21 protein-coding genes are annotated in these 23,888 nt (G+C 42.1%); 12 read left to right on the top strand and 9 right to left on the bottom strand.

Annotation, left to right across the window (positions count from 1 at the left end; genetic code table 11):
* Positions 1-137: 137 nt before the first annotated feature.
* Both BMX95_RS22070 and BMX95_RS22065 read right to left on the bottom strand, forming a co-directional pair.
* Positions 138-704 carry a Crp/Fnr family transcriptional regulator gene (locus BMX95_RS22070; protein WP_081197788.1) on the bottom strand — a complete coding sequence of 189 codons (567 nt, stop codon included), beginning with the start codon at positions 702-704 and terminating at the stop codon, positions 138-140.
* 451 nt (positions 705-1,155) lie between these two features.
* Positions 1,156-1,992, bottom strand: coding sequence for an SIR2 family NAD-dependent protein deacylase (locus BMX95_RS22065; RefSeq protein ID WP_081197789.1), 837 nt, complete (start codon positions 1,990-1,992; stop codon positions 1,156-1,158).
* Positions 1,993-2,507: 515 nt separating this feature from the next.
* Between BMX95_RS22065 and BMX95_RS22060 the strand changes: the two genes are divergently transcribed.
* Both BMX95_RS22060 and BMX95_RS22055 read left to right on the top strand, forming a co-directional pair.
* Positions 2,508-3,299 carry a LamG domain-containing protein gene (locus tag BMX95_RS22060; RefSeq protein WP_081197790.1) on the top strand — a complete coding sequence of 264 codons (792 nt, stop codon included), beginning with the start codon at positions 2,508-2,510 and terminating at the stop codon, positions 3,297-3,299.
* A 354-nt stretch (positions 3,300-3,653) separates the two neighbouring features.
* Positions 3,654-6,458 (top strand): AAA domain-containing protein, encoded by a 2,805-nt coding sequence (locus tag BMX95_RS22055; protein ID WP_081197791.1) that lies wholly within the window; start codon positions 3,654-3,656, stop codon positions 6,456-6,458.
* Positions 6,459-6,468: 10 nt separating this feature from the next.
* Here BMX95_RS22055 and BMX95_RS22050 read toward each other — a convergent pair whose 3' ends face one another.
* From BMX95_RS22050 to BMX95_RS35870, 3 genes are all read right to left on the bottom strand, one after another.
* Complete coding sequence (locus tag BMX95_RS22050; RefSeq protein ID WP_081197792.1) at positions 6,469-7,209, bottom strand: class I SAM-dependent methyltransferase; 741 nt, start codon at positions 7,207-7,209, stop codon at positions 6,469-6,471.
* 179 nt (positions 7,210-7,388) lie between these two features.
* Positions 7,389-7,754, bottom strand: coding sequence for a SnoaL-like domain-containing protein (locus BMX95_RS22045; RefSeq protein ID WP_081197793.1), 366 nt, complete (start codon positions 7,752-7,754; stop codon positions 7,389-7,391).
* A 221-nt stretch (positions 7,755-7,975) separates the two neighbouring features.
* Complete coding sequence (locus tag BMX95_RS35870; RefSeq protein ID WP_081197794.1) at positions 7,976-8,158, bottom strand: cysteine-rich CWC family protein; 183 nt, start codon at positions 8,156-8,158, stop codon at positions 7,976-7,978.
* Between the two features lie 501 nt (positions 8,159-8,659).
* Here BMX95_RS35870 and BMX95_RS35525 point away from each other — a divergent pair.
* On the top strand, positions 8,660-9,160 hold the full coding sequence (locus tag BMX95_RS35525) for a UbiA family prenyltransferase (protein WP_244898119.1): 501 nt from the start codon (positions 8,660-8,662) through the stop codon (positions 9,158-9,160).
* A 37-nt stretch (positions 9,161-9,197) separates the two neighbouring features.
* Entirely contained in the window at positions 9,198-9,842 is a 645-nt protein-coding gene (locus tag BMX95_RS22030; protein ID WP_242672999.1) for a class I SAM-dependent methyltransferase, read from the top strand.
* Between the two features lie 48 nt (positions 9,843-9,890).
* On the opposite strand, the gene BMX95_RS22025 is transcribed toward BMX95_RS22030, so the two are convergent.
* Positions 9,891-11,573, bottom strand: coding sequence for a thiol-activated cytolysin family protein (locus BMX95_RS22025; protein ID WP_090519564.1), 1,683 nt, complete (start codon positions 11,571-11,573; stop codon positions 9,891-9,893).
* A gap of 354 nt (positions 11,574-11,927) precedes the next feature.
* Between BMX95_RS22025 and BMX95_RS22020 the strand changes: the two genes are divergently transcribed.
* The 4 genes from BMX95_RS22020 to BMX95_RS22005 are packed head-to-tail and all read left to right on the top strand — an operon-like array spanning position 11,928 to position 14,691.
* Positions 11,928-12,611 (top strand): hypothetical protein, encoded by a 684-nt coding sequence (locus BMX95_RS22020; RefSeq protein WP_081197798.1) that lies wholly within the window; start codon positions 11,928-11,930, stop codon positions 12,609-12,611.
* Positions 12,612-12,636: 25 nt separating this feature from the next.
* On the top strand, positions 12,637-13,287 hold the full coding sequence (locus BMX95_RS22015) for a hypothetical protein (protein ID WP_081197799.1): 651 nt from the start codon (positions 12,637-12,639) through the stop codon (positions 13,285-13,287).
* Positions 13,257-14,045 (top strand): sensor histidine kinase, encoded by a 789-nt coding sequence (locus tag BMX95_RS22010; protein WP_081197800.1) that lies wholly within the window; start codon positions 13,257-13,259, stop codon positions 14,043-14,045. Before BMX95_RS22015 ends, BMX95_RS22010 begins: the two co-directional genes overlap by 31 nt.
* A gap of 1 nt (position 14,046) precedes the next feature.
* The gene (locus tag BMX95_RS22005; RefSeq protein ID WP_081197801.1) at positions 14,047-14,691 is read left to right on the top strand and encodes a response regulator transcription factor; all 645 of its coding nucleotides are present in this window, start codon (positions 14,047-14,049) and stop codon (positions 14,689-14,691) included.
* Positions 14,692-14,747: 56 nt separating this feature from the next.
* On the opposite strand, the gene BMX95_RS22000 is transcribed toward BMX95_RS22005, so the two are convergent.
* Complete coding sequence (locus BMX95_RS22000) at positions 14,748-17,333, bottom strand: FG-GAP-like repeat-containing protein (RefSeq protein WP_081197802.1); 2,586 nt, start codon at positions 17,331-17,333, stop codon at positions 14,748-14,750.
* 273 nt (positions 17,334-17,606) lie between these two features.
* Here BMX95_RS22000 and BMX95_RS21995 point away from each other — a divergent pair, with 273 nt between their 5' ends.
* Together BMX95_RS21995 and BMX95_RS21990 are read left to right on the top strand one after the other, a co-directional pair.
* Positions 17,607-18,896, top strand: a complete 1,290-nt coding sequence (locus tag BMX95_RS21995; protein WP_081197803.1) for a YncE family protein — start codon at positions 17,607-17,609, stop codon at positions 18,894-18,896.
* 3 nt (positions 18,897-18,899) lie between these two features.
* Positions 18,900-20,336, top strand: coding sequence for a PKD domain-containing protein (locus BMX95_RS21990; protein ID WP_081197804.1), 1,437 nt, complete (start codon positions 18,900-18,902; stop codon positions 20,334-20,336).
* An 87-nt stretch (positions 20,337-20,423) separates the two neighbouring features.
* Here BMX95_RS21990 and BMX95_RS21985 read toward each other — a convergent pair whose 3' ends face one another.
* Positions 20,424-20,783: a winged helix-turn-helix transcriptional regulator gene (locus BMX95_RS21985; protein ID WP_081197805.1), complete on the bottom strand. Its 360-nt coding sequence runs from the start codon at positions 20,781-20,783 to the stop codon at positions 20,424-20,426.
* Between the two features lie 95 nt (positions 20,784-20,878).
* Here BMX95_RS21985 and BMX95_RS21980 point away from each other — a divergent pair, with 95 nt between their 5' ends.
* Complete coding sequence (locus BMX95_RS21980) at positions 20,879-21,646, top strand: MBL fold metallo-hydrolase (protein WP_165758820.1); 768 nt, start codon at positions 20,879-20,881, stop codon at positions 21,644-21,646.
* A gap of 219 nt (positions 21,647-21,865) precedes the next feature.
* Positions 21,866-22,330, top strand: coding sequence for an FKBP-type peptidyl-prolyl cis-trans isomerase (locus tag BMX95_RS21975; RefSeq protein ID WP_081197807.1), 465 nt, complete (start codon positions 21,866-21,868; stop codon positions 22,328-22,330).
* A 17-nt stretch (positions 22,331-22,347) separates the two neighbouring features.
* On the opposite strand, the gene BMX95_RS21970 is transcribed toward BMX95_RS21975, so the two are convergent.
* Complete coding sequence (locus BMX95_RS21970) at positions 22,348-23,871, bottom strand: family 43 glycosylhydrolase (RefSeq protein ID WP_081197808.1); 1,524 nt, start codon at positions 23,869-23,871, stop codon at positions 22,348-22,350.
* Between the last annotated feature and the right edge of the window lie 17 nt (positions 23,872-23,888).

Raw genomic sequence — 23,888 nt, 5'->3', positions numbered from 1 at the left:
TCTAAGATTAGCAGTAAAAGGTATCTACCCAATGCTTTTCTCTATAATGAGCGAGCCAATTAATTTCTATTGTAGACATCAATAAGAATCAAACATGAGGTAAATGGAGAAATGATCATTGTAGAATAATATTAAACTCATTTCCTCGCTTTTAATTTGAGCCGATTCAGAGTTCTGGGCGATACTCCCAAAAATGACGCAAGATGTTTCAGTTGAATTCGACTAATCAATTCCGGGTAATTATTCAGTAAAAACTTATACCGCTCTATGGGTGCAGGTAATAATAATATATCATTTCGTTCTTCACTTAAGATGTAATACTTTTCTGTTAGAACGCCACGTTGCACATTAAACTCCTGAAAACGGATATAAATATCCTGTAATTCGCTATAAGTAATGTAGTGTAGTGAACAATTTTCGAGTGCCTGGATCGATTCTAAACTTGGCATTTGTTTTAAAAAACTTCTTACTGCAAAAACCACATCATTTTCTTTCATGAACCATTTGCAAACTTCATTGCCATCTTTTAAATAAAAAGATCTGAGTAACCCTTCATCTACAAAATAAACATGCCTACACACTTCTCCGGCACGTAATATAAAATCATTCCTTTTAAGGATTTTTGATTTCAAAATTTTTGATAGATGACTGATTAACTCAGGAGACATGGGATGGACTCCGTTGAGGAAGTTTAAAATCTTCATAAGATAATTATTAAATGGTTATTGAATCAGGATAAAACGTTGCTTGGTTCAATTAGTTATTTGCAGAGGGTAAAACAGGCTTTAGCATAGAATTAAGCATCACGAAGTCATTTCGTGATTACACAAAATTGATCTGCAATAAGCGGGTAACGATTGGGAGGGGTAACGTTAACGACCAGTCAATTCGGTTATCGTAACAAAGAGATCGTTAACATTTTGTTAGCTAATATAAATAAAAATCCTGTACACCATTCAAATTATGGTAAAAAATTATCGGCATTAAACTATTTTAATGCCACATACTGACCTAACGTTATCGCAGCATTGATAAAATGGTAATTTTCTTATTACCAGCCTGCGTGGCCCAGGATTTTCCCTCGACCCGGTTCAATTAATCTCGTTAAAGAAGGTTCTTTTATTTTAAAGTATTTCAGTATTAACAAACAGCTTCTTATTGAGTCATGAGAGTTCTGAAAAAATGAACAAATTCAGGAAGCACATCGCTGCTTTTTCCTTTTAACCAGTACCCATTTTTCTTCTTCAGAGCAAGTCCGGAAAAGTAATTTTCATTGGGGTTTATATCTACTATAATACCCTGTCTGCTTAATACGCTTTCCACGATCCGTTGTGGCAGGGTTGTAGCACCAGATGTACCCACAATCAATAACAGCCCTGTTTCTTTTGCTACCCGCATTGAACTGTCCAGTTTGAAATACTTCTCGTTATATCTTTCATCAAACCAAAGCACATGCGGTCTCAAATAATTTCCGCATTTCGGACATTTTAATAATTCAATTTGTGCGGAAGTTAATTCCTGGTCTTTTTCAATCGGAATTTGCGGATAAGGATAAAGTTCACTGCTGCATTCATTGCCACAACGTGCATTTTCAAGTGTGCCATGAATTAAAAATGTCCTTTCTTTTGATGAATGCGCCTTGAAATGCAATCCATCAACGTTTTGCGTAATTAACCTGAACCTGTCCGCGAAAAGGTCCTCCAGTTCTGTAATGGCAAAATGTCCCGTATTAGGAAGCGCTTTTAAACAAATATTGAACCGGTACAGGAACCATCTCCACACTTCCAACGGTTTCCTGAGAAACATTTCATAGGTCCCCATTTCTTCGGGCATATAATTAACTGAACCAATTGTCCAGAATCCATCTTTATCCCGAAACGTGGGAATGCCACTGTCCGCTGATAAACCAGCCCCGGTAAGAATAGTCAGTCGCCGTGATTTTTCATAGAATTCTTTAAGCCGCTCTTGTAATACGGTATCGATGTATGTCATCCGGATGTTAGGATACTTTTTAAATTATAGAAAATTTAAAAACAATATAAAGCAAAATAAGCCGATGGTCCTAACACTACAAATATTCTCCCCTAATGCTAACTGAAAGCATCAGGTAAAAATGGGAGTGAGAGAGTCCCAGTATAAATTGATTGACAGCTGATTATGACTCACACCCCAACTTTAAACAGCTATAATTAATTGAAATACATACATTTAACCGACACCTTACCCACTTTTGTTCGGGATTCGTTCGGGTTTTCATTGGGTTTACGCCGGGTTTACTTCGGGTGTTCCCGAACAAACCCCGAACAAGACCCGAACAAGATCAGAAGCAAACCAGGCTCATACCAGGCGCAATCCCGAAATGGCAGGTTGGGGACAATAATAATTTACCCCCCAATTTTTACTAAATGTCCCCCCTCCTTCTATAAATATTAATTGAGATTTGCTTTACCTGTCAAATTTCAATTATTGTAGAGAGGCTACCATTTAACTAATATCAAAAAGCCATTATGAAAAAATTACGTTTAATCATTATTGTTTTTCTTTCTGTTATAATGGGTACATCCTGTAAGAAAGCAGTTACACAAAACAATTCAGCAACTAGCAAAGCAGAAACTGAGCTCAGTTGGGTAACCATCCTGCCCACCACTTCATTTAGTACTTACAGCACCTATTGGAACAATCTATATCCATGGGGTTCAGATCACAATGGATCAGCTCGTATGAGAAGCCAGAATATTGCCACGTCCAGTGGAGTCCTGACTATGACGGCATACCCTGGAACTGTTAGTGATAAACCAGCCATTCATTACTTTTCTGGCACTTGTTATGCCAAACAACAGGTAAACGTTAGCTCGTCATGGCCTAAATGGCGGGTCTCCGGTGAGTTTCAGTGCCCTTCTGTTAAAGGCACCTGGCCGGCTTTCTGGTTAAACGGCGCCAATCAATGGCCGCCCGAAAGTGACATTATGGAGTTTAAAGGAAGTACAACCAACTGGACAAACACCTACAAAAACGAAAATGGCCAGTGGTCAAGTGTTGGTACAACGATTTCAGGACCGGCTAACTGGCATACGTATACCGCCTATCTAACAAGAATTGGTACTACTAATAACGTAAGCATTGAATATTGGATCGATGGATCGAAAGTATCAACACAAACCGGGCAAAACTTCGTTAATGAACCACTTAACTTAATTATTGACCTTCAAATGGAAGGTTCATCAGGTACTCCCGGCCCAACAGGCAATACCGTTATGCGCGCGAGAAATGTAACCATTCAAAGAAGCGCTACATTGTAAAAACACAATCAAATACCAGCTTCTCTATCTTACTATTTGATACGGGTTAAGCCAGGTCTTTTACAAGCGCCTGGCTTATTTTTCATCAGTTATTTTTTTAAATCCTCAATAAAAGAACGCTTCTTTGACGACCTTGCCGTTCTTTACATGAAATACGCCAACCATACTGAAGAATTCGCCGGCAACGATTGGTTCGCTGCAGGAATAACTATGTAACGCTTCCATGCTGGCCCTGGTAAAAGGCCGTCATCCATATAACATCAACTTATCTTTCACGAAAGACTAACCTAAAATATTTCCCCCATGTCTCTATTTTCAGTAAATTGTTAATGTGTTATATAATAAGGAGTTATTATGCCGACAAAAATGACCCATTATTCGAACGTTTTAAAATTCTGGAGAGCGATTGAAACTTTTGATCTTCCGGATGTACCAGTTCCTAAATTGAAGGACGAGAAGGTATTCACAGAACTGTGGTTGGGTGACACATTTCCCTGGGAAAGTGGGAAATTCTTAAAGACCAAAGGAAAACGCTGGAAACATACCTTGTATTTTTTCTGCACCCCAAAACAATCAGTGGTTGATTGGCTCACCATCTTAGCGCCCTCCCCTCAAAATACGAATCAGGAGCCATTAACCGATATTACCTGTTTGGCGGCCCTTGTGCTGGATGACAACGGTATGCCTGCAGAAAGAACCTACATCAGGGCTTCATTTGCTTATGGATTAAAAATATTGAAGGAAGGTAAAAGCTTTGAAGAATTGCCAGACCTCCTAAAAAAAGCCCATTCGGAATTTATATTACGGTTTCAAATAAAGCCCGCGGCTGAAGAAAATGAACCAGAATACGAAGATGATAATTATGAAGAAGAAAACAGTGAGGATACCAGCGAAAACGAAGATAGCTATGAGGAAGAAAATGTAAGCAGGTCCTTTGTTACCTGGACGGAATTGGAAAAAGAATTAGATGATCTTGATGAATTAGTGAATGGAAAATTACCAATGGAGTTGCCAATCCTGTGTGTCTCGGAAGAAGTGTATGAACAGGCTACCCTGGAAGCGCCTTTCCTGAACAGCTTTTACCGGGATGATCTTAATAACCTGATCAACCAGCATAAAGACCTGGGGATCCCCCTTTCTACTTACTTAACCGGCGAGATTAATATAAATGAGCGATACAATTTACAGAACAGGGAACTAATGCTTAAATGTATCGATCCGAAATTTCAAACCCCGGGTCGCTGGCCGTCGAAGCCGGAACATGGCTTGTACAGTGCGCAGCAAGCGGCCCTTCATTACTGCATTCCAATTTTAAAAAACGGTGACGCACTGATGGGTATAAATGGACCGCCGGGTACTGGTAAAACGACTTTATTAAGAGAAATTATAGTAGATGTAATCGTAAGCAGGGCCAAAAAATTACTGGCCACAGATATAAATAAATTGTTTTCCACTAAACGGATCGAAGTAGCAGAATACATTGGATATTATGAACCCAATAGCGACGTATTTGGGAATAACGGCATATTGGTTGCCAGTAACAATAATACTGCCGTGGAGAATATTTCCAAAGAGTTACCGCTCCTAAAAAATATAGACGCAGATGCCTTTAGCGATGCCGGTTATTTTTCCGAAATCGCCCAACACCTTCATCCGGCTGATTCATGTTGGGCTCTTTTAAGCTCAGTGCTTGGCAATAGCAAGAATCGAGGCATTTTTATCAATGCCTTTTGGTTCAATAAGGGGAATGGCTTTAATGCCTACTTGAAGGCCCAATACGAATTCCCTTCACAGCGGGAGGAACATCTCGATCGTTATGAACAGGTTGTCGAAGAACTAAAATCCCTGCTTGAAGCATACAAGACCTTTCAAACCGAAGCATCTGCACATCATGAGACACTGCAGGAATTACTCTTTGGCAATAGAAAGAACCAAAAGCTGGAAAAGAAATATGAAAAACAAGCAAAGACCTTACAAGAGAAATACAACATTCCAGCCCGGAATTTGCCGGATCGTTCTTTCTCTACGCTCCCAATAGAAGAAATTCATAAACTAACACCTTATTCCTCTGACGAGATAAACAGGTTAAGAAGCAAGATCTTTTTAAAAAGCCTGGAATTACACGAATGTGCTGTTCACGTGAATGCAAAATATTTCAGGTCAAACCTGAACGCATTCATCGCTATGTTGCAGGGGAATAATGCCGAATTAATAAAGAATGATTTAACGTCAGTTTTATGGAACACCTTCTTTTTTTGTGTTCCGTTAGTCTCTACAACATTGGCCTCTGTTCAACGACAGTTTAATAACACAGGAAAAGGAGGAATAGGCTGGTTGTTGCTTGATGAGGCAGGCCAGGCAACACCCCAATCGGCATGCGGAGCTATTTGGCGATCGAAAAGATGTATAATAATTGGCGACACATTACAGATACCGCCTATTGTAACGATGCCTAAAGGCCTGGAAAGAATGCTAAAGGAAAAACATAACGTGAAGGATAATTGCTGGCTGCCATCAACACATTCTGCCCAGTTTTTGGCAGACAGGATTACCCCTATCGGAACCTATGTAGGAACCGATGATAAAGAGGTATGGACGGGTATCCCTTTAAGAGCCCACAGGCGTTGTAATGAACCTATGTTCTCCATCTCCAATCAAATAGCTTATGAGGGCCAAATGGTAAAAGTGACACCTGATCAGCCAATTAATATTTCGCTGAAAAGTTGTTGGGTAGATGTACAGGGAATAGAACTAATAACCGGAAATGTTTTGAGGGAAGAAATGGAAGCTTTAAAAAGTATGATCATGGATATTCCTTTAACTGTACAGAGAAAAGGGATATATGTTATTTCTCCTTTTAAAACAATCGCTGAATATTGCAAAGAGGAATTTAAAAAGCCTATTGAATGCGGTACCATTCATACTTTTCAGGGTAAGGAATCAGACATCGTATTTCTGGTATTAGGAACCGGTCCGCAAAATCATGGCGCCAGAAAATGGGCTTCTGAAATTCCTAACATGCTCAACGTAGCAGTTACAAGAGCTAAAAAAAGGCTTTATGTAATAGGAAACAGGCAACTTTGGAGTGCATGCACTTATTATGATACGCTTGCACAAATACTACCCGTTATAAAATATAAACACCAGAAATTGTTTTGATCACCAATTTTCATTTACTAATCGTCACCTTAAAATAACTCCTGGTTAAATACGACATCAGGTAATTGCCCATTATATATGTACCGGGCTTGCGGAGCCGGTTGGGTGAAAGCCATTTTACTGTTGGATTGCTGAAACCGGCCGCTTTAAATAACGCTATCCAGGTGCCGGGTTTCTGATGTTTATGCCATTCAATGGTAGGCGTGAAAATATTTTTCATTCCTATATCCTTGAAAAAATTAACACAGGAACAATCAGTCACGATTAAAACACCCTCTTTTTTCATTATCCGGAATACATTTTCAAAAATGGATAAATAGGTTTTGTAGCTGGTATCGCTATGCAGCAAATGTATGCCAGCCTCTTCGTCGAGATGGTTAACAGAATTATGCATGATCACTACATCATATGTTTCAGTCTCTGTCTGTCGCAGGTATTCCTGTAATGTATAGGTAGCCAGTTCAACAGGCAGGGATGCAGGAAAATCCTTTCGCAATTCATAAAAACCCTTTATCATTCCATTTGTAGAACCGGCGTTCTCCGGCTCCAGACATACCGCTCTTTTGGCTCCCTTAACAGCCGCATAATAGGAGAGTAAGCCACTGCCGCCGCCCACATCCAACACTTCTCTCTCCGCCAGTGTAACATTTTTGAAAAGGATGTCCAGGTAAAACTGCAGGTTTGCTTTGCTGGAATACATTTTCCTTTTGACCACCAGGTCAAAAAACTCATCAATAGATGTCTGTTTCATGGTAATAAACTTTCTTTTTTGTAATGGTGCGGGTGTGGAGGATGCAAACGGCTCCGCCTATCAAAATCCAGTAGTTGGATGTAGACAAGAATGATAATACTCAAAGATACTGAAATAAAAAGAACCTTCAGGTTCTACGACCTAAAGGTTCCTTTATAGTGACAGATCATTTATGACCGTTAATAAAAGAATTGTTCCTTCACAATTTTATTGTTTGTTACCTGGAAGATGCCAACTTCTTCGAGTGACATACGTGGCTTGCCTTTGAATGTGACCTCCTGTTTAAGGACTACACTGAAGAACTCACCGGCAACGATCGGTTCGCTGCAGGTATAACTGTGTAACGTTTCCATGGCGGCCCTACGGGCAATTCCTTTTGCTTTGACTCCTTCCAAACCATGCGTTAAGATGGCCATCCCCATCGCTGCTGCCTTTTCGGGCTCCTGGCATACGACGTTTTCATCATAGAGACTGTCTTGAATTTCAATAAATTTCCGTTGATTGGCCAATTCGTGATAACGGGCTGCTGCTTCCTGAGTTGTCATATTATTTTTATTTGTTTGACTTTATAAAGATAAAGGGGGCGAGTGACAACCCTATGTCAGCAGGGATTGGGTTTTTAATCGGACTAAGAAAGACTATTCTGCATCGACTCCGAAAAAACCTGTTTTACATTTTCGTGCAAATTTTGTGTTTTTATATAGCCATAGAAGGAATCAAAGGGAAAGGAATGGAGTCGAACCGATGCTTTACTTGCACTGTTTCATCATTCCGGTAATTTACTAAATGTCTCAAACTCCTTCAGGCAATTTGGACAAAGACAATTTTCATAATTTTCTTTTAAATAGTCCAACTGCCGGGTTGACAGCTGAACTTCTTCACACCAACATCCTCTTGACTCGTTCTGACAATTAAACGCCGTTTCGCATTTTGAACATTTCTTTATCATTTCAACATTTTATCTTTTGTAACAAAACTACAATAGTTTTTTATTTGGCCAAACTATTTAAGCGATTGCTTAATTTTGTACAATTCCTGTTCTCGAATCGATATGAATAAGATCCTGAGACTCCTTTTCTGGGGTAATTATTTTGTTGGCTTTTTGGCTATTGCTTTCAATATTGAAGCAGCTGTGCAGTTAAAAATGCCATATAATTCGCTACGTTATTACGCGCTGCTATTCATGTTACCAGTGATTTATTACACCTACGCATATCAGCATCAGCCGATCAACACGGAAAAAACTGACCCGAGAAGCCGGTGGTATGCCAGGCACCGGCGTTTTATTCATTATAGTCAAATGATATTGCTTGCTTTGTCAGTCATTATTGCTATAAGCTTGTCTTTCTCATATTTTGATCACATACAGCGCCTGCCATTCATTTACTGGGCATTTCCCGGCTTTATTTTATTTACTGCAGTTTTATATTACGGCCTGCTGCCCGGATTTATGAATTTAAGAAGGGTGGGCTGGTTAAAAGCCTTTGTGATTGGCTTTGTATGGGCAGGCTACGCCAATCTCGCGCCAATAATAATGACTAGTATCGAGAAAGGGAACATTTATCCCGATTCCATACTATGGTTATTCCTCTTTGTAAAAAACTGGATGTTCTGCACTGTAAACGCCATAATTTTCGATATCAAGGATTACCCAACAGATGCCAACAAACAACTCAAAACCTTTGTTGTACGGTTTGGGCTCCGGCATACCATCTTTTTCATTCTTATCCCCCTGCTCGGTATCGGATTGTTATCACTGCTGTTTTTTACAGTTTATAGAGGGATTATGCCTGTCAGAATCTTTATTAACTGCCTGCCGTTTGTGTTAATGTTGTATGTAGTTTACACCATGCGGAAAAGGCATAGCCTGATATATTACCTGGTGCTGATCGATGGCGCGTTATTATTCAAAGCCATGTGCGGCATTTTAGCGATGGCCATTGCAGCCTGATGGTAACAAAGGTTATAAAACATACAATGTGAATGTAATGCAGCCGAACAATTATGATCATGTATCCGGTATTTATGAACCGCTGGCACGGTTAATATTTGGCTCTGCCCTCAGCGATTCCCAGTTCAGTTTTCTTCCTTATAACTTCCCAGGACCCAGAATCGCAATTGTAGGCGGTGGTGCGGGGACTATTCTGGAGGAATTAGGAAAGCTGAAAACCGCTCCTTTATCGATCACATTTATTGAGATATCAGAAAAAATGCTACGTAAGGCAAAGAAAAAGAATGTGGGATGCCATAAAATAAAATTTGTTCACGGCGATGTTGAGCAATTTAAAGCAGATGACTCCTTTGATGTTGTTATAACCCCGTTCCTTTTCGACAATTTCACCGCTGATAAAGCAAAGCGGGTCTTCAATCACTTAAACGGCATGTTACCTATAGGGGGCATATGGCTTTTTACCGATTTTTATATTTCTGTTGAATCTCCAGTGTGGCAAAAGTTTTTGTTGACCCTTATGTATTGCTTTTTCAAAATATTAGCACGGGTTGAGGCCAATCAACTTCCGGATATGGCCTCCCTGTTTGCAGAAGCAGCGTATAATTGTGAACAGGAGCACTTCTTTTACAGCAACTTTATACGTTCGGCCTTATACCATAAAACAGGGCCGGTAAACTTATAATAGATTATAATAACGCCGGCCCTGCCGCCAGTATTGCTTGTTTATGGTTTAGTCATAAACAGGCGTTACGGTAAAATTAAACTGAATGCGGGAATCATCATCCGTGCACATTAACCTGACGATTTCTTTACCTGTAATTTCAGTTATCTTTTTTTCCCATAATGCATCCGCAAAATCATCGTTTCCACTAAAAGCGCCGTCATATTCAAGAATATCTGCCCGTATACCAATTTTGGCCTTGTCGTCATTCTTATCAACGGTGAAAACAATTTTTTTACCAAGTGCATATTGCTCACCTGAGTTTAAATTAATGGGATGGTCTTCAGTTCCTTTGGTAAAGGTCCAGGGCATCGGTATGGGCAACCCGGTTTGTTTGATGCTGTTATTAATTATGATTGGATTATTGAACTTGTCTTCATCCAGTATATCTTTTCCATTTCCGCTAAAAGCCCTGATGCGTACCATGGCCTTTACTTCTTCGCCGCCGCTTTCATCATCAGCATTAATACACTGTACATTATCCCAGGTTACTGCATATTTGGATGCCCGGGGTGCACATTGCCTGCTTGTAAAATCGGTGATCATGTTGGCGCCTACGTTTTCCTGGTCAAGCGTTCGCAGGGTATAGGAAATGGGTTGTTCATCATCGTGCCCCGTAAAATATTTATCGATCCGCTCCTTCAATTCCTGTAGTGAAGAAGCATTTACCGCCTGGGCGCTGTATACGGGATTACCACCAACAGCTACCAATTCCACCGATGTATTCTGTAATACACTTTGTTGCTTCATATTAAAATTCGCCTTTCCGCCTGCAAATAGAAAGTCGGCATGCCCTTCGATATCTATACCTACTTCATCAAACGACTCATCGCTCTGGAACATCACCTGCAACATTCTGCCATAGGTCATACTGTCTACATATACCCAGTTAGGATTGATGTCTTTTGCAGCCACCGCATCCTTTGCAGTAGGTTGCTCTTCTTTGGTTACAAAAAAATCCGTTGGCTCGTGTACATTATCGTTTACACTAATGGTATAATAAGCCTGGTATACTTCAAGAAAATATTTATGGCTTTTACTATTGTTTTTATAGTCTATCTGGTGACTGCCACCTGCAGTGAGAAAGTACCCGCTGCCGCCTGTGCGGACAAAGAGATCTTCTTCGCTATATACTTCAAATTTTTGTCCGTATGAACGGGCACTCCCCTCCCCTGTCTTTGTTTTTACAATATCAACAATGGCCTGTCTAACGGTGCCTTTGGTAGGGTTTTGCACAACAATGGCCGCCTTATTAAAATGTACGCCATCTACATTTATACTTAAAGGCTTACGGCCAAAGGGCAACGGTTTATAGTCACCATTGGCAATGCTTTCATAGGGATAGATAACGCCGGGATAGAGTTTGTCGAAATTCGAATTGAGTATAACCGGGTCTTTGGTATGTACATTGCCCTGCCACTGGATGATCTCGCAATTCCATTGCTGGTCCTTCTGTTCCGGCAGTTTCCCTATTTTTTTGATATTGCCTGTCTCCTGACTGTTCCGTTTCGCGGTAACCTTTACCACACCGCCCCCTTTCAATTTTACATTTTGGGAAAAGAGCGTTTCAGCTTTGGCAATAGTAAATTTAAAGGCAGGCTTCTTTTTGGCAGCGCCGGTCAATGGCACCAGGCTCTTTCGGAGCGCGGGTTTAAAATTCAAGGCATCCATGTTCTTCAATGGTGTTACCATGTTGTTGGTTTTTAATGTTAAAAAAATGATTAATGCGATGGTTTTTCTCAAAGGAGAGGAAGTGTGCCGTGGTTGTTCAAAATTGATGGAACCGGCTAAACCTAACAAGGTGCGCTAAACGGAATATAGAAGTGTTACCGACGGTCATTTTTTCCGTTATTTAACGGAACCTGACTGTTGGATAAACGGAAAGAAAATAGTAGATTGATTTGGCAAATGCAGGTCTGTACAGCATCAGCACGTAAATTGGTGATCAGCCTGCCTCCTTTCTTCCAAGGTCCTGCTCGCAACCGTTATGCATGCTCCATAATTTTGGGTGAATAAACCAGCTTTTAAACCATTAAAAACAATCGAATGAAAAGGTTCTTCATTATGGCCTGTGGCGCTGCCCTGGGCGTTGCACTCACACTGTTTTTCAGTTACCTGACCTCGCAACCAACTATTATTAACAAACCCGCTCCGATAACCCCCTGCGAATGTTGTTACGAGTCCTTTTTCGGATTAACCATGCAGGAATTTATGGATGGAGTTGGCAGATATGGCAAAACACGGCCTCAGTTGCTGGGCCCCGACAATAAGGATGCCCGTGCCTGCTGGTATTCCATTGACACGCTCAAAAAATATATCTGCCAGATAGAGAAGTATTCGCACAAACTACATATCGATACCCAAAAACTGGGCATCCGGTTTTTTTATGCCGTTTACCCGGAAAATATACCAAACGTCAGATACAGGAACCACCATACGCTTTTCATGGTGCCTACACAGTTTGTTAATGGAGCGAATGTTGATTTTGACCCAAGGTATACATTGAAAGCGGGCATCAAACCCCAAAGCGCTGTTCTGCGGCAGGTGCCGCTAACAGAAAAGCCCTTAATATTAGGCAGTCTTTCTGCGGATGATTCTTTTTCCAATCCTGAGATAGATATGGGAAAAAACCAGGGCCAGCTTTGCCCCCCGATCTGCTCCGAAGAAGCAGCAGGACTGCTTGATTATATTGATAAACAGTATGGATCAACGTCATCTTCGAACCAGTGATAAACGGTCACCAATTTCCTGTTACATGAATCAATACATCACTTATTTTGAAATAGCCGCATTTACAGCTTCACTGGCAGCATGGGGAACCATAAAAAAAAGCAGGTACCTGCGCTGGTTCCCCCTGCTGCTTTTTATCATAGTTTCACTGGAAACTTATGAAACGTTCTTCAGGGTAAAAAAAAATATCCTGAATGCCCTGGCCTATAATATACAGATACCGCTACAACACCTGTTGTACCTGATGATCCTGTACTTTGCCATGGAAAAAAAATCGTTTAAAAAATTCCCCCTCATTGCTTCCATTGCGTATGTATTGTTTGCAGTAGTGACAGCTGTCTTTTTTACAGACAAAGATCACTTCAATGTACTTGCTTATTCATTAGGTTCAGTACTTATTATCATCTCTATTATTCTAAAGTTCTATGAAATGCTGCAGCATCCGGCCGCGTTAGACTTCCTGAAAGATCCGTTTTTTTATATGCTGTTTGCTTTTCTGTTGTTCAATATGGGTACCCTTCCCTTATTCGTTATGGGGAATTGGCTGTACTACACGAAGGGGTTTGCATCAATTGTGCATATGTTGATAGTTGTAACGAGCATATTGAATTATATTTTGTACAGCACCTATTCAATTGCCTTTATATGGATGATGCGCAAGAATGGTACCTCCTGATAGAAACGGCCTCTGTTATTATGATCGCTTTGGCACTTACCATATTTGCCGTAATGATCATTTACCGGAAAAGAAAAATGGAACACATAAAGGAAATAGACAGAATGAATGAAACCTTTGCCCGGGAATTATTACAAACCCAATTGGAAGTGCAACAGCAGACCATGCAGCATATTGGCCGGGAAATACATGATAACGTGGGGCAGAAATTAACCCTGGCCGCATTATATACCTCACAGGTAGATACAGCCGATCCGGCGCATCAAAAGAAAATGGATGCCATTTCATCAATTATTGATGAATCATTGAGCGATCTGCGAAGTCTGTCAAAAAACCTCACCGACGTCAACTATTTTCATACCGATCTGTATCAACTCATCCATAATGAATGCGCCAGGATGGAAGGTACGGGCCGATGTACCGTGCACCTGCAACCCTTCCATATTCCTGTAAAAGCAGGTCATGCTGTTAAAAATGTAACACTGCGCATTTTGCAGGAATTTTTGCAGAACAGCCTGAAACATGCCGATTGTACGGTACTGACCGTTGCACTTAAACAGGAAACAGACGGGTTAGAGTTATATGTGACAGACAATGGAAAAGGATTTATAATAGAAAGGCAGAACGGACCGGGCATTGGCCTGAGCAATATGCGTAAAAGGGCTGAGATCATTCATGCGCGGTTTACTATCGAAAGCACTGTAGGCAAAGGAACAAGCATGCGATTATTTATTCCGGACACTGAAATAAACTTATAATATGGAATACAGCATTGTAGTAGTGGATGATCATATTCTTATTGCAGAAGCCTTATCGGGCATAATACAAAAGTTCAGGCAATATCATGTCTTATATGAAGTGGAAAACGGGAAAATGCTGATAGAAAAATTCAGACACCCTAAAAACATACCCGATATTGTGCTGCTCGACATCAATATGCCGCATATGGATGGTTTTGAAACAGCCAAATGGTTAACCCAATACCACCCCGCCATTCTTATTCTGGCACTTTCCATGCAGGATGAAGAGGAAACCCTGATCAAAATGGTACGTTATGGAGCTAAAGGGTACCTGCTTAAAAATGTTCGTCCGCCCGAACTGGAAAAAGCGCTGGATGCAGTGGTGCAGAAAGGATATTATTACCCTGACTGGATAACCCATAAATTGTTGCTGAATTTATCAAGTGGCAAAGAACAAAACATGGCCATCCAATTGAACGAACGGGAACTGGTATTTCTTCAATATGCAGCATCGGAACTTACCTACAAAGAGATCGGCGAAAAAATGTTTTGCAGTCCACGAACGGTTGAAAGCTACAGGGATGGACTATTTGAAAAATTTGGGCAAAAAACCAGAATCGGACTGGTAATATATGCCCTGAAACAAGGGATCATAAAATTATAATGTTATTGATCTCACCGGTTCCCCCGACGGTAAGGCCGGGGCACATAATACCTGATTTATTGTACCAATAGAACAGACCCTCTGAACCGTTTGCTATTCCCTAAAATATCGGTGAGCGTGATCATCCAAACGTAATTTCCCGCAGGTTGTATCCTGCCATTAAACGTCCCATCCCATCCCCTGCCGGCATCTTTTGATTTATACACCAACTGGCCCCACCGGTTAAAGATCTGCATGTCGAAACTTTTGATAAATGCTGGTTCTTTTACCCTGAAAACATCATTCATTCCATCCCTGTTGGGCGTAAATGCATTCGGCATAAACAGTTCGCAGAGACCCCTTATTATTGTAATTTCATCGCTTACCGTTTCGCATTGATTGGTTAAAGTAACTTTATAGGTACCAGGTTGCGTAACAGTATAGGTGGCTCCCTTCGATCCATCCTGCCAAACAATGGCGGCATTGTCGGCTTCGGGTTTAAGAACAATGACTGTTTTATCACATAGCATAGTATCTTTTCCGAGGAAGGGATTCAATACCAGGTATCTGACACGAATGGTATCAGTAGCACTGCAACCATTCTGGCCGCTTACTGTTACCCAATATGTACCTGCTTCACTTGTGCTGATAGTATTCGTATTGGCGCCATTGTTCCATAAATAAGTAGCATTGGCACTATATGCATCCAATGTAACCGTACTTCCCTTGCAGATAGCAGTGTCATTGCCAAGGTTAAACGGAGGCGCTGGTTTATAACTTACATTTAGGGTATCTGAAGCTGTGCACCCGTCTTTTTGAGCCTGCAGCCAGTAAGTACCTGCCTGGGTTATAACCATTGAATCGGCATGCGAACCATTCTGCCACAGGTAGGTTGATGCACTCACAGGCCGCAGCAGCTTTTTTTCTCCTTCGCAAAGGATGATATCACTTCCCAAATTAAATACTGGTGAGGGCTTGAAGGTGATGTTTATATTATCACTGGCAGTACTTTTACCATTGGTTACCGTTACCGAATAAGCCCCTGGTTGTTTTACCGTAATGCTGCTATCGACAGCACCCGTATTCCACAGATAGGTGGTACCTCTCGGTTGATTACGGGCAGTTAGCACAACCGAATCACCCTGGCAAAGAGTAGTATCATTTCCTAATTCAACAGTAAGTATCAAAGGAGCGCTCTTTAAGATGGAGACAGTCCCTGTGGTCCCATTGGTAACACAAATCTCAGGTATGTCATCAATATCAAGATCCTCTATAGTTACATAAGCCGGGTTGTTCCCTGCAGCATAGTCCATTTTAGGAGCAAAAGAAAGTATGCCTCCGGCTGTTGTATTTTCAAATACAGATACTGAAGCTGAAGTAGTAGCGGTAGCTACCAGATCGGGCTTTGCATCGCCTGTTATATCTGCTATGGCTATGCCAATAGGAGAATTAACCATCAGGTCCTGTTTGGAGCCAAAAGAAATAGCCCCTGTTGTACTGGTGTTTGTAAATAAAGAAACAGTGGAGGAGGCAAAATTACTGACAGCCATGTCAGCTTTTCCATCTCCATTCAAATCGCCCATGGTTATTACTTCCGGTTTACTGCCTGCTACATAATCCTGCCTGCCTGTTAATGCAACATTACCGGGTGTGCTGTTGTTGCGAAAAACGGAAACGCTGGCCGATCCGTTATTAGAAACAGCAATGTCGGGTTTGCCGTCGCCGTCCATATCTCCTACAAAAACTTCGTGGGGATTATCACCGGTATTATAAACAACGGCCGGGGCAAAAGTAGGCCACCAGGTGGTATTGGTGGGACAGGTATTCAGGTATACCGAAATAGTTCCATGACTTGTATTGGTAACCGGGTCAACGATCCTATTGCCGTCGGCCATTACCAGATCGGGTTTTCCGTCGCCATCCACGTCATTGATGGCTACTCCAAACGGTACGCTTGATGGCCCTGCCGGAAAATCGAATCTGTTAAAGGTATACGCCATTGGGTTCGGGATGTTTAAATGAATTGAAAATTGATTAGCCAAAACGGAACTAAGCGCAATGTCGGGTTTGCCATCCCCATTGATGTCACCAATAGCGAGCTTTTCAAGTCCATTTAAGGCTGGCCATACATTTTCATACATGTACGTATTACCTGGAGTACGTGAATTTTCTAAAACGGAAACACACAACATACCCTTGTTGGCAACCACCAGATCAGGGTAACCATCAACATCCACATCACTGGCTACCAGGCCTAAAAAATTGCTGGGAGAAAATGTACCATATTGAAAATCCCGTTTGGCGTATGATGCCGGGGTGAGACTGGCACCGGCGATAATATTAAAAGGTAACTTCGAATAAGCAGTAAGATAACTTCTGGTGACCGTTATATAACCATAAGTTGCGCCGGCCGGAACGGTAACGGTAAGGCTGCCAGCTGTTGCAGCGGTTACTACCGCGCGCATAGCGCCGAAAAAAACAATGTTATCCGTTGTTGTGGTGCTGAAGTTACTGCCATTGATCACTACCGTTGCACCTGCCGGTGCAGCTAATGGAGTAAACGAACTAATAGATGGCTGTGCAAAAAGCGGCGACGCAAAGAATATGACCAGGAAGATAACCGGAAATCGTTTAAAGATTATCTTCAGTTCGCTACAGGGCATGGGTGTATGGTTTGTAATTTAAGGGTTAACCCGCATTGCGGTTAGAGGACAATATTAAATAAAAAAAAGTTTTAAAAAGGTGGATTAAACAAAAGAGCCCAGCTAATCAGTTTGCGCGCCTTACCTAATAGTTCCAACGTGCACACTTATTGCCAAAAACCACACGCCTATACGCCAAAACGACACACTTATTGGAGAAAATTGCATTTGACGGAACCTTAAAATATCTTTGTTCCCGGCAATAAAACATGCTTGTCCCCACATTCTGCCAACATGAGAAAAATAACCCTATACCTGCTCCTTGGTATATGCTTCCTGGCGTGTAAAAAGGAGGATGTCATTGTAGTGAATCCTTCCCAGCGTGAAGCATTGAAGATCGATACAGTTATAAATGATTCCACCCTTGTTTTAACCTGGAGAAAATTCACAGGTACCCATTTCAAACAATACCGAATTGCCCGGGTGGCAACTTACCTGAAGAACGATAAGTTCGCGCCGGTATATGATTCTGTCTTTACCAGTACAGACATCAATGTAACCAGCTTTACAGAAACCAACATGCCGCTGGCTAAAGACATTAACTATTATCTGATTATTGACAGGGACACCGTACCATCAAATTCGCAGGCTCCCGGTGTTACTTACCAACGGCCCCATAGCGTATTGAGTTGTCAACCCACCGATGTACTATTCAGCAAAGCACAAAAGAAACTTTATATTATCGAACAGCAGAAGATACATATAGTTGATATAAGTGGAAGGCCGCTGCTTTCAAAAGAATTTCCTACCACCATTGGTTACTGTACCCTGGGTACTTATAACGGCAGCAATGAATTGTATGTACCGTTGAACGATGGCTGGGTTGAGATACTCGATGCCGCTACCCTGGAATTGAAAGACAGGATCTATGTAGCCGGCTTTGGCATTGGCTCAGTATTGGCGTTGAACGGTAAATTATATGTTTCCTCTTCCGACAATGCTTCCAGTGGTTATGCTGATTGCGTAAAAATATTCGATCGCGCTTCTAAAACGCTGGTGGCGCGAACCGGTTATTACGATCAAACCAGGCTGGTTGCCCTGGAGGGAACAGCTGTTGAAATGATCGATCTCACCATTCACCAATTCCCCATCAGTCTTTTTTATTACTCGTTTACGACCGATGGTATTCCGTTGGTTAAAAAAGAAGACACTTACCATATGGACTACACCATGGATCCTGCTATTGTACGGTCGTTCCCCGATGGCAGCCGGTTCATTACCTCAGGTTCCGGTAACATCTTTAATAAATCGCTTGTGTTTGATCGCTATTTAAAACAGTATCCCAGTAATGCTGATTCTTATACAGATTTCGCATTCAATAGTGATGGATCAATAATTTATGCTGCTAATGGCCCGTTAAAGAAAATAGATATCTTCAGGTACCCTTCTACAACCAATACAGGCAATTACCCAACCAAATTCACCCCTTACAAACTGTTCAGGGATGATAATTCACTGATCTCGGTTAGCAAGGCCAGTTCATTCCAGCAAACCTTCATCCTGATAGAAAATATTAAACTGTAACCCATGAAACCTAAATTCCCGGTTCAACCACTCGTTTGCCTGGCGCTGGTTACCCTGACTGTGGCCTGTAAAAAAACCAATATCATCAACGTACAGCAACCCGCTGCCTGTTTCTCAACGGATATCCATGCCATCTATAGCACCTATATTGGGCCAGGTGACGCTGCCTATATCGATTCTGTTTTTTACTTCCGCAATTGTTCAGACTCAACGGCCAACATTACTTATTTGTGGGATTTTGGTGATGGTAACACCTCTACCGAAAGAAATCCGGCACACCGTTATTCAAAACGTGGAAGATATACCGTTACCCTGGAAGTAAACGACAATAACCAGGCTACCGATACTATTCAGAAGACCCTAACCGTGATCTCTGGGTATAAGGAAATAACTTTTGGGGAAGGCCACGATGCCGATCCTGTTGCCATTGATGAAACAGCCGCCGGTGACTTTTTATTACTCGGCTCTACCGGGTATGATGCCGGCTTTTTTCTGATGCAGCTCGACAGTTTATTGCAGCAAAAAGGACAGCTCCAATATTTGCCAGCCAGTTACCGGCTCACCACCATGAAGCCTACCAGTGATGGCAATTATATTTTTACCGGTACCACCACAGGTTTCACCAGGAATAATGAATTGATCAAACTGAAACCCGATGGCTCCTTCATCTGGAACAGGATCTCCACTGCTGCCGATGATTATTATTTAAGTGTTACTCCATCGCCTGATGGCGGTTATGTAGCGGTGAGCTCATACCCTGCAAAGGATCAGAATAATTTTACTGTAGAGGGTGCCCGGGTAAAGAAATTCGATGCCAATGGTGATATGCAATGGGACCGGTCGCTGTATGGCGAAGGTATGGAGAACGCCAAAGAGGTGGTAGTTGAGCAGGATGCAGTGATCGTTGCCGGTAGAAAGAGATCGACCGCCTGTTCCTATTGCGATTCGGTAATGATTGTCAAATTGAATAGTTCCGGTGACCTTGTTTGGAAAAATACTGTTTTTGGCGGATTGAATTTTTACCTTGGCTTTATGCGCATTATTAAACACAGCGCTGGTAATTACGTAGTGGCCACCGGAGGCGCCCGGGGTATTTTTGTTTTTTCACCTGCTGGTCTCTTCATCGATCGCAAACTGGTTCCCGATCCCATTACAGCCATTTGCAATACAAGCGATGGCAACCTGGCGGTTTTACAAACATTCACCGAGAATGGATTTCGTGGAACCGTTAGTAAAATAAAAATGGATGGCACCCAATTATGGTACATTATACCAAACGGCATTCAGTCATTTGCCGATAGCTGGCCCATCTCTATACAGCCATTACGAAAGGACGGTATACTGGCTATGATGCGCCGGGTAAATAGAACTGCGATCAACTATGACAACTATAATGTAATGTCGTTTTTGCCGGTAAGAGAAAATGGGGTGCTCAAATAAATGTTCTCTATAACAAAAAAGGGAATGACCACAACTGATCATTCCCTTTTCTATTCTTATATTTTTTTAATCTAAAGCTGTCAATACTTAAAGCGCCACTTTTTTCGCAGCCCTCATCGCCGCCACTTCTTCAGCCGCATGCTCCGTTGCCCAGTTTTGCAAGGCTGCCAGGGCCGGCCCTAATGCTTTCCCCTTCTCAGAGATTCTGTAATAGACTTCCGGCGGAAACGTATTCCTTTCTTCCCGGATAATTACCCCATCCTCCTCCATTTGTTTCAGTTGTTCCAGCAATACCTTTTTGGCAACCTTCGGAATATTTCGCCAAAGCTCCGTAAAGCGCACCTCTTCCTCGTGAAAAAGATGAAACAGGATCACCGGCTTCCATTTGCCCGACAATACGTCCAGCGCCACATTTAATCCACAGTATTTAAAACGATCATAATCCATGGTTACCAAAAAGTGAACAGGTTACAAAAAAGTCAACTTCATGAAAACGTTCCCCTATCGGCTGACATTTGTAACAACAAAATTAAATGAATTTTATGATGCAAATACAATTAATACGCCATGCAACGCTCTTGATGCATATCAATGGCAAAAACCTGCTGGCAGACCCATTCCTGGCCGATGTCGGCACGTTCCCTCCTATCCCCTTTACAACCAATCAAACTCCCATTCCCCTGGTAGCATTGCCAGCAGGAATAACTGCGGCAGGAGTGGTTGCCAAAACAGATGCGGTGCTGGTCACCCATATGCACCAGGACCACTGGGACCCACATACCCAGGAACTGCTTCCTAAAAATACGCCAGTTTATTGCCAGCCTGCTGATGAAGCCACCGTACGTAATGAACAAGGCTTTACCAACGCGATGCCTGTAGGCGATACTGCTACCTGGAATGGCGTTACCATCCACCGCACCAACGGCCGCCACGGCGCCCCTGGGATTGCAGAAAAAATAGGACCTGTATCCGGCTACGTATTAAACGATGTTTACATTGCCGGCGACACCATCTGGTGCGATGATGTTAAACAGGCTATAGATACTTATCATCCCAAACACATCATTGTAAACGGAGGCGGTGGCCGCATGGACTTAGACCAAAGCGGAGGCCATCCCATTGTTATGAATATTAAGGATGTAATCACTGTATGTAAATATGCGCCCGAAGCGAAGGTATACGTGGTACATCTTGAAAATACCAACCACAGCCGTGAAACCCGTGCTGATATCAAAAAAGCAATTGCAGAAGCTGGTTTATCCGCACAATGCTTTGTACCAGCAGATGGAGAAACGTTCCTTACAGTATAACACCAATGGAAACTTTCACCAAAATAAAAAACGGCAGCGAAACACCTTCTTCGCTGCCGTCCGGTGAAGCTGAAAGGAAAGGCATACCTCCCACCTGCGCCTCACGTTTTCGCCAATGCCAGATCACAAGAATAGCTAATATGTTACAGATCGTGAGAAATCCCAGATTATACAAGAACCTCGTATTCCATTATATTTGCGCTCAAACTAATAATTTAAATGCGATTAATTAATCTTGTTTCTGGTATGATATTGGCCCTGGCGCTGACAGGATGCAGTAGTAAGAAAGATAAGGATAGCGGCGGATGTTCCACTGTAGCGGAAGATGATGCCAAAATGCAGAGTTATATTAGTGCCAATGGCATTACAGCTACCAAACATGCTAGTGGAATGTATTACCAGATCATTGAGCCGGGCAATGGAGCAACCCCCACCATTAATTCAACTGTGACGGCAAACTATACAGGTAAATTCACCAATAATACTTCCTTCGATTCAGGAGAAGCAAGTTTTCCATTGGGAAATGTAATTGTAGGCTGGCAAATAGGTATTCCCCTTCTCAAACAGGGAGGAAAGATAAAATTGATCATTCCGCCTTACCTGGGTTATGGGTGTGATAATTACAGCAGCATTCCAGGCAACTCCATATTAGTATTTGATGTGGAATTACTGGACGTCAAATAAACCAACAACTCCTAACCTTATTCCAGCTGTTTAAACTGTAAATCACTAAATCGCACTTCTCCATCACCATAGGCAAAAAGGCCCGGCATCACACTCAAAAAATCGTACAGGGTATTGTGATGATAACCCGATATGTCCATGCCCCAAGTTTCTTTTTTCCAGTTTTTTCCATCATAGCTATAGTAGCCGGTTATGATATTGTGGTTGTTATGAATTTTCAACCACAGCGTATTCTTTCCACTATGTTCACTTCCGCCTCTTTGCTGGGCCTTTCGCCAACGAAGCGTTCGTTTGCTGTCGAAGCCTGCGCCTACATAAAAATCGGCGTTGTAAAACAATACGATTCCTGCCACAGCAGCAGCATCTTTTTCAATTTTAACGCTGATCTCGTAATTGTGCGCATCAGCAACAAAGAGCAGCGGATTAGATTCGTGAGGTGTTGCGCCCTGAGCTTTTAAAGTGAGCACATCCTTGTTAACGGAAATTCTCGTGGAATCATACTTTTTGTAAAACCGCCAGTCAAGCCCAATACGAAACTCATTCAGTCGTGCTAATCGGTTTATGGGATTTCCATTAATTATGGGTTTGCGTAACGGCATTTCTATTCCGGTTCCGGTTGGCGCCTTTAGCCATCCATCACTGGTAATTTCAACCGGTTCAAGCAGCGTCTGCCTGCCCAGCGTTTGAAAACCGTTTTCATACGCGTGATAAACAATCCACCATTTGCCATCCGGAGCATCGATGAGTGAACCATGTCCCTTCGACCACCATCTGTCAGCAGCCTGGTAGGTGTGTATTAGCGGATTGTTAGGTGCATTTTCCCAGGGGCCATTGATTGATTTGGAACGGGCTACTACAACCATATGCGATGTGGGAGGACCTGCAGTTCCTCCTTCGGCATTCAGATAGTAATAATAGGCCCCAATTTTTTTAAGTTTGGGTCCTTCCAGTGACATCCCTTCTGTATCCCATTGTTCGGGGTATTGCCAGCCGCTGTACACCTTTTCAACAGCTCCAACGATGGAAAGGCCATCGCTTGACAATTTTACCCGGTTGCCGCCACTTAAAAACAGCCAACGCTGTCCCGTTTCATCAACGATATGACAAGGATCGATCCCCCCTACTTTTAAATCGATCGGCTTGCTCCAGGGTCCGTAAGGACTATCTGCATACACCACATAATTGCTGCGACCCGTTCCGGCAACTGTAAAATAAATATAGAATTTGCCTTCATATTTAGAAATATCAGCGGCCCAACCCGGGCCTAAATAAGTGGTAAGTGCATAGCTGATGGGTTCCCAATTCACAAGGTCTGTAGAATGCCACACAGTAAGACCGGGCACATAATCGAAAGCAGAATGTGTCATGTAATAATCCTTTCCATCACGCATGATGGTGGGATCGGGGTAATCTCCGCCAAGTATGGGATTCTTAAAAGAATCTTTTTTGACTGTCGACTGGCCATTAGCTATAGAAAAGAAGAAAAAAAAGAAAGCAGATAGCGATAAAATGTGAAAGAGTTTGTTTGAGCAATGTATCATCAAATATCTTTTAAGTC

It is taken from the genome of Niastella yeongjuensis, from assembly GCF_900110245.1.
GTDB lineage: Bacteria > Bacteroidota > Bacteroidia > Chitinophagales > Chitinophagaceae > Niastella > Niastella yeongjuensis.
This window is presented reverse-complemented; position numbering and strand designations above follow the sequence as displayed.

Excerpts from the sequence above, each read along its gene's own strand:
- BMX95_RS35870 (WP_081197794.1), bottom strand. The coding sequence starts at position 8,158 with ATGATAAAGAAATGTTCAAAATGCGAAACGGCGTTTAATTGTCAGAAC.
- BMX95_RS22015 (WP_081197799.1), top strand. The coding sequence starts at position 12,637 with ATGAATCAATACATCACTTATTTTGAAATAGCCGCATTTACAGCTTCA.
- BMX95_RS22025 (WP_090519564.1), bottom strand. The coding sequence starts at position 11,573 with ATGGTAACACCATTGAAGAACATGGATGCCTTGAATTTTAAACCCGCG.
- BMX95_RS35525 (WP_244898119.1), top strand. The coding sequence starts at position 8,660 with ATGAATTTAAGAAGGGTGGGCTGGTTAAAAGCCTTTGTGATTGGCTTT.
- BMX95_RS22050 (WP_081197792.1), bottom strand. The coding sequence starts at position 7,209 with ATGAAACAGACATCTATTGATGAGTTTTTTGACCTGGTGGTCAAAAGG.
- BMX95_RS22010 (WP_081197800.1), top strand. The coding sequence starts at position 13,257 with ATGGATGATGCGCAAGAATGGTACCTCCTGATAGAAACGGCCTCTGTT.
- BMX95_RS21985 (WP_081197805.1), bottom strand. The coding sequence starts at position 20,783 with ATGGATTATGATCGTTTTAAATACTGTGGATTAAATGTGGCGCTGGAC.
- BMX95_RS21990 (WP_081197804.1), top strand. The coding sequence starts at position 18,900 with ATGAAACCTAAATTCCCGGTTCAACCACTCGTTTGCCTGGCGCTGGTT.
- BMX95_RS22000 (WP_081197802.1), bottom strand. The coding sequence starts at position 17,333 with ATGCCCTGTAGCGAACTGAAGATAATCTTTAAACGATTTCCGGTTATC.
- BMX95_RS22070 (WP_081197788.1), bottom strand. The coding sequence starts at position 704 with ATGAAGATTTTAAACTTCCTCAACGGAGTCCATCCCATGTCTCCTGAG.
- BMX95_RS22065 (WP_081197789.1), bottom strand. The coding sequence starts at position 1,992 with ATGACATACATCGATACCGTATTACAAGAGCGGCTTAAAGAATTCTAT.
- BMX95_RS21975 (WP_081197807.1), top strand. The coding sequence starts at position 21,866 with ATGCGATTAATTAATCTTGTTTCTGGTATGATATTGGCCCTGGCGCTG.
- BMX95_RS22020 (WP_081197798.1), top strand. The coding sequence starts at position 11,928 with ATGAAAAGGTTCTTCATTATGGCCTGTGGCGCTGCCCTGGGCGTTGCA.
- BMX95_RS22045 (WP_081197793.1), bottom strand. The coding sequence starts at position 7,754 with ATGACAACTCAGGAAGCAGCAGCCCGTTATCACGAATTGGCCAATCAA.
- BMX95_RS21970 (WP_081197808.1), bottom strand. The coding sequence starts at position 23,871 with ATGATACATTGCTCAAACAAACTCTTTCACATTTTATCGCTATCTGCT.
- BMX95_RS21995 (WP_081197803.1), top strand. The coding sequence starts at position 17,607 with ATGAGAAAAATAACCCTATACCTGCTCCTTGGTATATGCTTCCTGGCG.
- BMX95_RS22060 (WP_081197790.1), top strand. The coding sequence starts at position 2,508 with ATGAAAAAATTACGTTTAATCATTATTGTTTTTCTTTCTGTTATAATG.
- BMX95_RS21980 (WP_165758820.1), top strand. The coding sequence starts at position 20,879 with ATGATGCAAATACAATTAATACGCCATGCAACGCTCTTGATGCATATC.
- BMX95_RS22005 (WP_081197801.1), top strand. The coding sequence starts at position 14,047 with ATGGAATACAGCATTGTAGTAGTGGATGATCATATTCTTATTGCAGAA.
- BMX95_RS22055 (WP_081197791.1), top strand. The coding sequence starts at position 3,654 with ATGCCGACAAAAATGACCCATTATTCGAACGTTTTAAAATTCTGGAGA.
- BMX95_RS22030 (WP_242672999.1), top strand. The coding sequence starts at position 9,198 with ATGCAGCCGAACAATTATGATCATGTATCCGGTATTTATGAACCGCTG.